Origin of the sequence: Saliphagus sp. GCM10025334 (assembly GCF_042663485.1) — an archaeon.
Classification (GTDB): domain Archaea; phylum Halobacteriota; class Halobacteria; order Halobacteriales; family Natrialbaceae; genus Natronosalvus.
The window spans coordinates 95748-107556 of sequence record NZ_JBHTAF010000002.1 but is presented as its reverse complement, the minus strand read 5'-3'; the positions used below and the strand labels follow the sequence as shown (position 1 = coordinate 107556).

The 11809-nt window shown below is 62.9% G+C and carries 12 protein-coding genes and 1 tRNA gene; 8 read left to right on the top strand and 5 right to left on the bottom strand.

The window, feature by feature from the left end; genetic code table 11:
• The first annotated feature begins 734 nt into the window (after positions 1 to 734).
• Entirely contained in the window at positions 735 to 1208 is a 474-nt protein-coding gene (locus ACFQO4_RS08865; RefSeq protein ID WP_500260577.1) for a hypothetical protein, read from the top strand.
• Between the two features lie 332 nt (positions 1209 to 1540).
• On the top strand, positions 1541 to 2845 hold the full coding sequence (locus ACFQO4_RS08860) for a 5'-deoxyadenosine deaminase (RefSeq protein WP_500260576.1): 1305 nt from the start codon (positions 1541 to 1543) through the stop codon (positions 2843 to 2845).
• A gap of 127 nt (positions 2846 to 2972) precedes the next feature.
• Here the strand turns inward: ACFQO4_RS08860 and ACFQO4_RS08855 are convergent, their stop codons facing one another.
• Complete coding sequence (locus ACFQO4_RS08855) at positions 2973 to 3167, bottom strand: XapX domain-containing protein (protein WP_254158290.1); 195 nt, start codon at positions 3165 to 3167, stop codon at positions 2973 to 2975.
• A 108-nt stretch (positions 3168 to 3275) separates the two neighbouring features.
• Here ACFQO4_RS08855 and ACFQO4_RS08850 point away from each other — a divergent pair, with 108 nt between their 5' ends.
• Complete coding sequence (locus tag ACFQO4_RS08850) at positions 3276 to 3500, top strand: MarR family transcriptional regulator (RefSeq protein ID WP_312909723.1); 225 nt, start codon at positions 3276 to 3278, stop codon at positions 3498 to 3500.
• 256 nt (positions 3501 to 3756) lie between these two features.
• On the opposite strand, the gene ACFQO4_RS08845 is transcribed toward ACFQO4_RS08850, so the two are convergent.
• Positions 3757 to 4578, bottom strand: a complete 822-nt coding sequence (locus ACFQO4_RS08845) for an HD domain-containing protein (RefSeq protein WP_500260575.1) — start codon at positions 4576 to 4578, stop codon at positions 3757 to 3759.
• Positions 4579 to 4930: 352 nt separating this feature from the next.
• Here ACFQO4_RS08845 and tatA point away from each other — a divergent pair, with 352 nt between their 5' ends.
• The 3 genes from tatA (at position 4931) to ACFQO4_RS08830 (ending at position 7115) form a co-directional block, all read left to right on the top strand.
• Complete coding sequence (gene tatA / locus ACFQO4_RS08840) at positions 4931 to 5233, top strand: twin-arginine translocase TatA/TatE family subunit (protein ID WP_500260574.1); 303 nt, start codon at positions 4931 to 4933, stop codon at positions 5231 to 5233.
• A gap of 11 nt (positions 5234 to 5244) precedes the next feature.
• Positions 5245 to 5317: transfer RNA gene (locus tag ACFQO4_RS08835), tRNA-Arg, on the top strand.
• 430 nt (positions 5318 to 5747) lie between these two features.
• Positions 5748 to 7115 (top strand): TIGR00341 family protein, encoded by a 1368-nt coding sequence (locus tag ACFQO4_RS08830; RefSeq protein WP_500260573.1) that lies wholly within the window; start codon positions 5748 to 5750, stop codon positions 7113 to 7115.
• Between the two features lie 167 nt (positions 7116 to 7282).
• Here the strand turns inward: ACFQO4_RS08830 and ACFQO4_RS08825 are convergent, their stop codons facing one another.
• From ACFQO4_RS08825 to ACFQO4_RS08815, 3 genes are all read right to left on the bottom strand, one after another.
• Positions 7283 to 7954, bottom strand: coding sequence for a DUF2238 domain-containing protein (locus tag ACFQO4_RS08825; protein WP_500260572.1), 672 nt, complete (start codon positions 7952 to 7954; stop codon positions 7283 to 7285).
• A gap of 110 nt (positions 7955 to 8064) precedes the next feature.
• The gene (locus ACFQO4_RS08820; RefSeq protein ID WP_500261165.1) at positions 8065 to 8715 is read right to left on the bottom strand and encodes a metal-dependent hydrolase; all 651 of its coding nucleotides are present in this window, start codon (positions 8713 to 8715) and stop codon (positions 8065 to 8067) included.
• A 239-nt stretch (positions 8716 to 8954) separates the two neighbouring features.
• Positions 8955 to 9968, bottom strand: a complete 1014-nt coding sequence (locus ACFQO4_RS08815) for an aldo/keto reductase (RefSeq protein WP_500260571.1) — start codon at positions 9966 to 9968, stop codon at positions 8955 to 8957.
• A gap of 94 nt (positions 9969 to 10062) precedes the next feature.
• Between ACFQO4_RS08815 and ACFQO4_RS08810 the strand changes: the two genes are divergently transcribed.
• Positions 10063 to 11388, top strand: coding sequence for a nickel pincer cofactor-dependent isomerase, group 22 (locus ACFQO4_RS08810; protein ID WP_500260570.1), 1326 nt, complete (start codon positions 10063 to 10065; stop codon positions 11386 to 11388).
• Positions 11389 to 11451: 63 nt separating this feature from the next.
• The gene (locus tag ACFQO4_RS08805) at positions 11452 to 11772 is read left to right on the top strand and encodes a cupin domain-containing protein (RefSeq protein WP_500260569.1); all 321 of its coding nucleotides are present in this window, start codon (positions 11452 to 11454) and stop codon (positions 11770 to 11772) included.
• Positions 11773 to 11809 lie beyond the last annotated feature (37 nt).

The following is an 11809-nucleotide window of genomic DNA, read 5'->3' as shown; positions in this document are numbered from 1 at the left end:
TTTTCCGGGTTGGCGGTCACCAGGAAGAGAAACGCTACGAAGAGAGCCTCAAGCCAGTTTTACGAAAATGAATTCGCTGGTTTAGAGCCTTCTCTACAGGGATCTTACTCACCCGCTCGAGTCGAACGTAGGGTCGTCCAGTACACGATTCAAAAGTTCATAATCGGTCCTCTGCTATCGATTTTGGGTACTAGACGACGCTCGAATGTCCAAACTGGTTGAGACACTTTTTGAGAAGGGAAACGCACTCGAGAGCGCGTCTCGAACCGATTGTGCACGTTTGGCGTTTCGAGTCCTGCATCTACGCAGCGAGCACCGATTACGAAACGGACCTCGTTCGCCCATCAGTCTGGAACTCATCGAGACACACGCGAAAGTATCCTAATCCCCTTGAGAAGCCTCCTACTCGACGATTGGGGCACAAGCCATATGCTCGAGGAAGATCCTCATCGTGCAACCTTTCCTAGACTATCTTCATAATCGGCTTTCGGAGCAGAGACCATACCCACTCTTCCGGATAGAGAACCCGATTATGAGGTATCTGAAACGCGGTTAGTACGTTTTGTTGTAATCTTCAGTAGATAACAAGAGTTGTCTGCTGAATACAGAGGATGAGTTCAGCACGACGATTTTGTTTGTTCCACGTCAGAACCGATGAGCCATCCGCTCACTACACGTGCATACGTATCGATAGACGTGACAATGATTATTGTAGAGTAGTGAATAATTAGAGCATGGTCTCCAACACATGTACCCGACGTCAGATTATTTCGGTAGGGATGGGGATTGCTTTTCCGCTCATTTCTGGCTGTTCAGCCCTCTCAAGCACCGAATCAGATTCCGAGCTCGGACAGATTACTGTCGAAAACAGTGACGATACATCGCATATAATCCACGTAGTCGTCGAACGGGATTCCGATCTCATCTATGGATCCACCCACGAACTCGAAGCGGTATCAGCACCTGAAGATGACGACAACTATGGCAGCATCGATAGTGCGATTCTTGAGAACAATAAATGGGACGGTACAACTGGTGGCTGGATGATCTATACAAGAGTTGATGGCCAGACATCGTGGAATGAACATGAAATTCCAGCTGACGATGAGTCAACGTGCTACTCCGTGCGACTCAAAATTGAAGTTGATTCTTCGGTAACAAGCTTCACGCCTGACTGTGATTCTTGGCCACCGAGTAGTGATACATAAGTCACCTATACTGAGCGTTCAACCTTCCGCGTTGATCCTTCCTCAGCCCGTGCAACATTCGCGCCCTGTATTCAGCAGAATCGCCAAAACCTATCATTACTCGAGGAATTCTACGATGCCCAGGGGAGTGAAAATTCCTCGAGCAGTCGAGCTTTTCCGACTGTGCCAATGTTTTCGGGTCGAATGATTCGAGAGTCCCTCGAGACGGGTCGCCTTTCGTCGCAATTCGTGTACTCCTCGCAGACGTCACCTTTGCCCACCCTAGGTTCCATCGTCGATCCTCGAGAGAGAACGCCATAGCTAAGGCGGCGGCGACGCTACCCGGTGTCGGTATGTTGATCGCGGGAACGGTCGTCGTCGACGCCGAGACGGTCATCCAGGACGGAGCCGTCGTCGTCGAGGGCGATCGAATCGTCGCCGTCGGCCCTCGAACCGAGTGTCTCGAACTGTACCCCGACCACGAGCGCCACGCCTGTGACATCGTGGCTCCGGGGACCGTCGGTGCGCACGTCCACTCCGTCCAGAGCCTCGGCCGTGGCATCGCGGACGACACGGAACTGCTGGAGTGGCTCTACGAGTACGTTCTTCCCATGGAAGCCGAACTGGACCCGGAGGCGATGCGCGTCGCCGCCGAACTCGGCTACCTCGAAATGCTCGAGAGCGGGACAACGACCTGCATCGACCATCTCTCGGTCCGCCACGCCGAGGAGGCCTTCGAGGCCGCGCGCGACATGGGCATCCGAGCGTGCCTCGGCAAGGTCATGATGGATACCGAGTCCCCGTCCGGCCTACTCGAGGACACCGACGAGGCGTTAGCCGAGAGCGAACGCCTCATCCGGCGCTACCACGGGGTCGACGGTGGCCGAATCCAGTACGCGGTCACCCCCCGATTCGCCGTGAGCTGCACCGAGGAGTGTCTGCGAGGGGCGAGACGGCTGGCCGACAGCTACGACGGCGTTCGCATCCACACCCACGCGAGCGAGAACCGTGGCGAAATCGCCGCGGTCGAGGAGCGGACCGGGTTGCGAAACGTCCACTGGCTGGACGAGGTCGGCATCACCGGCGAGGACGTCGTCCTGGCCCACTGCGTCTGGACCGACGAATCCGAACGCGAGGTGCTAGCCGAGACGGGGACCAACGTCACCTACTGCCCGTCGTCGAACATGAAGCTGGCGAGCGGCATCGCACCCATCACCGACTACCTCGAGCGCGGGATCAACGTCGCGCTTGGCAACGACGGGCCACCGTGTAACAACACGCTCGATCCGTTCACCGAGATGCGACAGGCGTCCCTGCTCCAGAAGGTCGAGGCCCTCGAGCCACGAGCACTCCCCGCGGAGACGGTCTTCGAGATGGCGACGGTCAACGGCGCGACGGCCGCGGGTTTCGACCGCGTCGGGAAACTCCGCGAGGGATGGAAAGCAGACGTAATCGGCCTGCGGACGGACCGCACACGAGCCACGCCGATTCACGACGTGCTCTCGCACCTCGTGTTCGCCGCCCACGGTGACGACGTGACGTTTACGATGGTCGACGGGGAGGTCCGGTTACGAGACGGGGAAGCGGTCGGTATCGACGCCGAAGGGCTTCGTGCCCGCGCGGCCGAAATCGCGTCGGGACTCGAGGCGGCGCCGTAACGGGCCGGACGTCGACCACTCGCGAGAACTGCGTCCGCTCCGCTCGCGGTCGGTGACGAGGCGTCCGACAGCATCCAGACCCACCGCTCACACGTCGGTGCGAGCACGGACTCGAACCCTGAAGCGCCTACAATCCGAGCGTTTCGAGCACGGTTGCGCCGAGTCCGGCCGTCTCCACGAACTTGTAGCCGAGGTAGATTCCCACGATGCCCAGTAGCCCGGGGAGTTCGGGCGGGGCCGGGATCGGCACGTCGACCAGCGCGAAGAACGCTCCGGTCAGGAATCCCGTCAGCAGCCCCAGCGCGATGAGCTTGACTGTCATACCGGACACCGGGGCGGCGGTACCAAAAAGGGCTCTGAGTTCGCTCCGATAAGTTACGTCAATTGTCGATACGAGGTTTTAATATCGTCGAACACTCGAGCCTGTAGTATGCAAACCGACGTTCGACAGCAGTCCCCGGTGGCGGTACCACCGGATATCGAATCGGCACAGGCGAAACTCATCTACCTCTCGCTCGCCGTCTGGGAGGGAACGTCCGTCGACGACCTCTGCACGGAACTCGACGTCGAGAAAGGCGCCGCGCTCTCGATCCTCGGAACGCTCAGGGAGCGCGGCCACGTCGAACGCCTCGACGGTCGATATCGCGTCTGCTGAAGGCTCCTGTTCTCGAAGCAATTACACCCCGTCGTGCCATCTCGACGACCGTCGATACTGGCCGGAGAGGCCACCAACCCATCGCCTGTCAGAAACGAGGCTGAGGCCGGCCACGTCCAGGACAACAAGCCTCGACGACTGATCGAACTGGCTCGTCGGCGAAGACGGTAGTTCGAGGCCTCGAGCAATCTCCTGCGAAACGGCACCCTGGACGATCAGTACGTTTCCGGGCTATCCCGCTTCGCAGCGGGTTGTCTCACAGTTCGATACGTTCGACGAGCTGTTCGCGGTTCTCGTTCGTGTTGACGGCGACGATTCGAATATCGTCCTCGAGCCCAGATCCTTTGAGTTTGGCCTTTAGCAGGTTGTCGACCTGGTAGACGCCGGCGGCGTTGGTCATCGCGATCTCGACCATCACGGGGCTGGATTCGCCCTCGTGAAGCGAGACGCGGCTGATCGCCTGGCTCGAGAGCGTGTTGATCCCACGACCACCCTGTTCGTACGGAATCCGTGAGCGACCCCGTTCCATGTCGAGGGCGTCCGACACCCGGATGACGCCCGCTTCGGTCGTCAGGGGCTTTTCGGCCGTGTGGTGACAGAGAATCGCGTGCAAGACCTCGCCCTTCACGCGGACGCGGTCGGCGACGTCGTAGAACTCCGGCAAGATTCGGTCGAGAATGTCGGCAGCAAGCGGGATCGAGTAGTAAGCGTGCTGGTCGCGGTGGACGATGTGGCCGACGTCGTGGAGCGTGGCCGCCAGCGCGATGATCACCGCCTCGTCGGCTTCCTCGAGGCCCTGCTGTCTGGCCCCGTTGAAGTCGACGTCGCCCGCTTTCAGCAGGTCGTAGAGACACAGCGCCCGGTGGCGAACGATCTCGATGTGTTTCGACCCGTGGTCGTTGTACCGCTTGCGATCGACTGCGTTGACGTTCTGGGCCTCGAGGTAAGTCTGGATCTCCTCGTCGGCCTCGACGAACTCGAGCACTGCGTTCAGTTTTTGGTCGGGGAAGTGGTGGTCTGCGTCGGGCTCGTAGACGCGGCCGGCGGAGGGAGTCTCGACGCGTTCGCTGTCGCTCATAGCCTAGCTGTCGTCGGGCAAGCAAAAAAGCCCTCCGCCGGCGGCGTCTACGGGTCGACTCGTGGTCGTCGCTAACTCGTGGTCGTCGCGAGCGTCGGCACGTTACGCCGCTCCCACATGGGTGGTCCCGATTGCGGTGAGAATCGTTCGGCCGGACCGACGGTCGCCGCTGGAGCCAAAGTGACGGAATTAACCGGTCATACCAACTACGGGCGAGTCAACAGTAGAGATGTCCTACCTGCACCCACTGAATTGGACGCACAGCGCCTCTCGAGCCCTTTTGTAGCTTCCTGTGGCTTCACTTGCCGGTCCAAAAAGGTTATAATTGCCAGCGGGTAATCTGCGGACAGAGATGGTAGCCGAAATCGCACCGCTTGTCATCCCCGGCGTCCCCGGGGGTCCGGAACTCCTGATCATCCTCTTCATCGCCATTTTGCTCTTTGGGGCGAACAAGATCCCCAAACTGGCACGGTCGACCGGAGAGGCCATGGGGGAGTTCAAGAAGGGTCAGGAAAAGGTCGAGAAAGAACTCGAGGAGATGCGCGAGACGGGGAACTACGACGACGAGGAAGAGGAGTTCGTCGACACGGAGCCCGTTACGGCTGAAGACGAGGAGACGGAAACCGAGACGGAAACGGAAACGGAAGCCAACTAACATTTTTCTCGGGGCGAGTGGCCTAGCGGAGAGGGCAGGAGGTTCCTAACCTTCTGATCGCGGGTTCGAATCCCGTCTCGCCCGTTTTCCTGCGAGCGTCAGCGAGCAGTGAAAACGGCACAGCGGGTTCGAAGTAGAGAACGGCGAGCAACGCGAGCCGTTCGCGTGGTTCGAATCCCGTCTCACCCGTCAACGTGCCGAGCGACGCGAGGCCGTTGACGAATCCCGTCTCGTCCGTTATCACCTCTGCAGGACTCAATACGATAACGGATCCCGAGACGCCACGTCTTCGTCTCGCTCCGTCGATCACTCGTGGCCTTGCCCAACGTCGAAAACCCGCAGGTGTGCTCGATCCAATCTCGCCAGGTCTTGAGCATCTCGAGGTGCACCCCGAAAGTCGCGATTTTCGTTTCGTCATCCCTCGAATCGGTCTAACTCGCTGCCTACCCGGCGGCTGTTCTTCCCGTCTCGACCCCGGGTGGCCTATACGTCACTGTCCGTGGTCGGAGTCTCCATGCGGTACCTCGAAATCGCCATTCCGGAGGGCCGTCGCCAGGCCGTACTCGACATCCTGGAGGACGAGGGAATCGACTACGTCGTCGGCGACGAAACGAGCGGGCGAGGGTACGCGGCCGTCGTCCGGTTTCCGCTTCCGACGCGAGCCGTCGAACCGCTTCTCGACCGATTGAATCGGGCTGGCGTAGACGACGAGGCACGCGTCGTCGTGATCAACGCCGAGACCGTCATCTCACGGAGTTTCGACGCCCTGCTGGACCAGTACAGCCACGGCGGCACGAAAGGGGAGCGAACATCGAGACAGGTGCTCCGAACCAGGGCCGACGAACTCACGCCGTCGTTTTCGATCTACGTGGTGATGTTGCTGATCAGTGCCGTCGTCGCGACCGCCGGCCTCCTGGCGGACTCGCCGGCAGTCGTCGTGGGATCGATGGTCATCGCGCCGCTAATCGGCCCCGCGCTGGCTGCGAACGTCGGCATCGTCACCGGCGACGGCGAACTCACGTCGACGGGGTTTCGTTACCAGGTCGTCGGCGTCGCTATCGTCGTCGCCGCGTCAGTCGGCCTCGCGACGCTCGCTCGGTTCGCCGGTCTCGAGCCCGCAGGCGTCGACATCGTCGTGGTCGCCGAACTGCAAGAGCGGGTGTCCCCGAACCTGCTCTCGCTCGCCGTCGCGCTGGGGGCCGGCGTCGCCGGCATCCTGAGTCTCACGCGGGGCTTTTCGGAGGCTATCGTCGGCGTGATGATCGCTGCCGCGCTCATCCCGCCGGCGGCCGCAGTCGGGATCACCGTCGCCTGGGGAATGTACGGCGCGGCACTCGGTGCCGCCGTGCTCGTGACCGTCAACGTGCTCTCGATCAATCTTGCCGCGCTGACCACGCTGTGGATCGCCGGCTACCGCCCGCAGGGGCTGTTCGAGGTGTCGCCGACTCGACGACCAACCTACACGTATGCGGCGGTTTTCGGGGTCGCGTTGCTCGTGCTGGCCGCCCCCCTCGTGAGCATTACTCTGCTCGACTTTCACACGACAGAACTGCGGTCGAGCGCGACCGACGAGGTCGACGCCGCACTCGAGCAACCGCGATTCGACGGTCTCGAGGTCGAGTCGGTCGAGGTGACGCTCGACGACGACTATCCCGTCCGGTCGGTCGACCAGGTCGTCGTCACCGTCTCTGGAGACGACCCCGGCCAGTTACCGGCACTGACCGAGCGGATCCAGGAGGGAATCGCAGCGCACACGGGCGAGTCGGTCGTCGTCGAGGTCCGGTTCGTCGTCTCCGAGCAGCGAGGCGAGACGCCCGGCGATCGGACGGACGCGGTCTCGAGGAGCGACGAACGACGTTCAACGACCGACTTGTCGCTCTGACTGACGGGATAGCCGGGACAGCTCCGACTCATCGCTCTGACGGATGGGGTTGCCGGCACGCTCCCAGCCGATTCCGACTGCTCACGTGCTAACGGTAGGGTAGGGGAGGGGGGGGGAGGGAGGATTCGACCGTTTCGAGCACGGTAGACGGACCTTCGGGCGTCCGATCACGACTCCCTGCTCCGGGCGTCGAGGCCGAGAACGACGAACGCGACGGCGAAGACCAGTACGCTGACTCCTAGCACCGTCACGCCCCGGGACTCGAGCGACCGGTCGGCGACCGGAACGAACAGTCGCAGATCGAAGAGCACGACCAGGAGCGCCCCGAGCACGTCGAAGACGAGGTCGAACGCCGTGTCGCGCCAGCCGTAGTGGACGAGGACGGGTTCGACGTCGTACCGAATTCCCACCCGACGCGCGAGGATCTCGAGCAGTTCCCACACCACGCCGACGACGAACGTGACACCGATGGTCAGGACCCCGATTCGCCACCACCCGAGCGCAGGGGTCAGCACCAGGAACCCGGCGTAGACCAGCGCTGCGACGAGGGCGGCGGACACCAGGTGAGTGAGGTGATCCCACCACCAGACCGAATCGTACGGACCCAGCATCCCGACGGCGTGTAAGAATCCCGCGACGGCGATCCAGAGTGGCAGGTCCGTTCCGAACGCGATGGATCCGTCGAATCCGGCCTCCGCGACGTACTCGACGGCTGCCGGAAGCAGCGTGACGGCAAACGACACGAGCGCGTTCGTGGCAGCGGCGGCGTCTCGGCGACGAAGCGCCTCCAGTAAGATGGCGAGAATCCCGACCTGGAACGAAACGAGTGCAACTGTCATCCATCCAGTCATCGCGAACGCCTTGCTGGTGACTGACGCCGAGTTGATATGATTCTTTGGTCGCCACTGCTATATATTCTATAGTGAAACCGTCGCTCGCATACTCAAGGCTACCGAGACCGGGTTGAACCGCGTTCCGCGTTGGTATCCAGATAACGAGTTGGAACGTACGCCAGGACGCGACTCGAGACGTTCGGGACCACGAGGTCGCCGATCAGTCGGCTGGCGACTGCGGGCAGGATCCGTCGAACGGTCGCGTACGTGACCGCGATAGCCAGGAACGCGACCACGAGCCACTCGAGCGCGCCCTCGAGAGCGACCACCAGCGGCACGGCGAGGGTGATCGACAGCGCCAGGTCCTCCGGCGCTCCGTCGTAGCGCACCCAGCGCCGGGGGGCGATCCATCGGCGGTTGTGGTGGTCGTAGACGGCCCGGTTCGAGGTGGCTTCCCACGGTCGAAGCTCCAGCCCGCCGCCGAAGACGTCGCCGACGCTGTGGAGGGCGGCACCGATCAGGAACCACGCGGCGACGACCGCGGGGAGGGTCGGCTGCAGGAGGGCGATCGGGACGACGAGCGTGGCGACCCCCGAGTAGTACACCGGGTAGTGCAGCGTCTTCCGGTGACCAGCGTACAGATCCAGGTCCGGAACGACGCCGCCGAGAAAGCCGGCGAGCAGGGCCACAGGGCCGAATTCGGGGAACGCGAGTGCGTACGGGAGGGCAATCACCATTCCCGCGAACGCGTGGGTCGGCAGCATCATTTTGTCGTCTTTGAGGGGACACGACAGTATGAATCCGTCGCCCGCCTCGAGTTCGTATCCGTGTCCGCGTTCGTGTCTGCGTCCACGTTCACGTTCGTCTTTGGGTTGCTCTTCCCGCACCACCGTTTGCTCCCTTCGCGGACCCTCGGTAGCCGACCTCTCCGGTAAAGTCGAACTATTCACACTGAAGGACGAAGAATCGGTACTCGAACTCGAGTCGGCGAGCGCCCTCGAGGTCGCTACAGTCCGTCGTAGGGACCCGCCTTCGCGGTCGTCAGGCGCTCGACCTGTTCGTCGGAGAGGTCGACTGCCGCGGCCGCGAGGTTCTCCTCGAGTTGTTCGACCGTCCGGGCGCCGACGATGGGTGCGCTGACGCCGTCGCGGTGGGAGAGCCACGCCAGCGCGACCTGGGCCGGCGACGCGTCGACCTCCTCGGCGACTGCGTCGAGTTCGTCGTGCAGGTCGAAGTTCTCCTCGGTGAGGTAATTCTCCCTGAACCGGCTCGATTCGGCGGACTTCGAGTCCTCCGGGACGTCCTCCTCTCGGGAGTACTTCCCGGTCAGGAAGCCCTGTCCGAGCGGACTCCACGGACAGACCGCGAGGTCGCGCTGGCGGGCGAACTCGAGGTAGTCGCCCTCGATTTCCCGGTCGACGAGGTTGTACCGTGGCTGGAGGACGGTGAAGGGCTCCCAGCCTTGGGCGTCGGCGATGGCGTTCGCACGAGCGACCTTCCAGGCGTTCGGTCGCATGGTCGACGCGCCGAGGTAGTGGACCTTCCCGTCCTCGACGAGCCCGTTCAGCGTCTTCATCAGCTCGCGGGTCGAGGTCGCGTCGTCCCACCGGTGGATGTAGAGGACGTCGACGTAGTCGGTGTCGAGACGATTCAGGAGGGCGTCGATGCGGTTTCGGACGGTCTTCCGGTTCGTCCCCTTGCTGTTCGGGTCGCCGTCGCGGATCTGCCAGTAAATCTTCGAGGCGATGGTGTAGCGCTCGCGGTCGCGGTCGGCGAGCCAGTCGCCGATCCAGCGCTCGCTGTCGCCGCCGCCGTAGACGTCGGCCGTGTCGATGTACCGACCGCCGGCCTCGGCGTAGGCGTCGAGCAATTCGTGGGCGCGTTCTTCGGTAATCTCGAGGTTCCCCTCCTCCGTCGTGCGGCCGAAACGCCAGGTCCCGAACTGGAGTTCGCTGGTCTGAATGCCGGTTCGACCGAGCGGAACGAACTCGAGGTCGACGTCGTCGAACGAGTCAGTCATGCACCGGTCGTTCGCGTCGAGGTGAAAAAAGCCCTGAGAAAGCGGCGATCACCTCGCCCACACGCTTTTGACGCCCACCGCCGTCTACGCGCCCATGATCGACGAACTCGCGATTGGCGAGTCGACCGTCCGGGACGCCTGCGGAGACGTCGTACTTCCGCGGATGGGCGTCATCGAACAGCGGTGGGAGACCGACCCGATCCCGCCCGAAGACGTTGCGGCCGAGGCAGCCGAGGCGGTAGCTGCCCTCGAGTTCGCGAATGTCCCCGCGGGCGGCGAGGTAGCCGTCGGCGTCGGCAGCCGCGGCATCGACAACCTCCCCGAGATCGTTCGCGGTGCCGTCGACGGCCTCCGCGACCGCGGGTACGAGCCCTTCGTCGTTCCCGCGATGGGGAGCCACGGAGGGGCGACCGCTTCCGGCCAGCGCGACAAACTCGAGACCCTCGGCGTCACCGAGGCGTCGATCGGCTGTGCGATCCGGGCGACCATGGACGTCGTCCAGGTCGGCGAGACGCCGGAGCGCGGGGTTCCCGTCTACACCGACGCGTACGCGGTCGAGGCGGACGCCATCGTGCCGGTAAACCGAATCAAGCCCCACACCGGATTCAGCGGCGACGTCGAGAGCGGTCTCTCGAAGATGCTCGTCATCGGGATGGGGAAACAGCGCGGCGCGAAACTCGCCCACGACTGGGCGGTCGAGTGGAGCCTCAGCAATATGATTCCCGAGATCGCCGATCAGTTGCTCCGGACGCTGCCGGTCGCTGGCGGCATCGCGGTCGTCGAGGACCAGCACGACGACACCACACTCGTCGAGGGCGTCCCACCGGAGGGATTTCTGACTCGAGAGGCCGACCTCCTCGACCTCGCCCGCGAGCGCATGCCGACGCTGCCGTTCGACGACCTGGACGTCCTCGTCGTCGATCGGCTCGGCAAGGACGTCAGCGGCCAGGGGATGGACCCTAACGTCACGGGTCGACGCCACTTCACGATCAACGAACCCGAACCGGACTCGCCCGAGATCAAGCGCGTCTTCGCTCGTGGCCTCACCGCGAAGACGAAGGGGAACGCGATGGGGATGGGCCAGGCGGACGTCGCCCACCGCGACATACTCGCCGAACTCGACTGGCCGAAATCCCTCATCAACGCCATCACCGCGAGCACGGTGCGCGGGGTCCGTCTCCCGCCGGTGGTCGAAACCGACCGCGCGGGACTCGTGGCCGCCCTCGGTACCATCGGCCCCGTTCCAGGTGAAGACGCTCGCGTTCTCAGAGTGACGGACACGATGCGCCTGAAGCGGTGTTACGCCTCGAGTCCACTCGTCGAAGTTGCGCGGGAACGCGAGGATCTCCAAATAATTTCGGAACCGGCGCCGCTCGAGTTCGACGACGACGGGCAGTTCGTCGCTCCTTCCCCAGAATAACGCTTGTCGGCGGTCACGTTCCGCTTCGCGTGGTTTCTTAGGCGACGAGTGCGAGGAATCTCTATGGGGTACGACGCAACCTCGTACGAGGATGTCGAACCGCGCGCGCCGGGTATGTCCTTCCTTCGGGACGCGCTCGACTGCGAGACGCACGGGCTAACCGTCATCGAAGCCGACGAGGGCTGGGACGGCCTGGAACACGACCACGAAGACGACGGCCAGGAGGAAGTGTACCTGTTGCTCGAGGGCGAGGCGACCATCCAAATCGACGGCGACCAGGTCGACCTCGCGTCCGGTGACGCCGTTCGCGTCGACCCGGAGACGACGCGCGAACTGCGGTTTACGGCGGACGACTCGCTGATGGTCGTTACGGGCGCACCGTAAGCGGACGCGACGGTCGCTGTTTCTGCACAACCCGGTA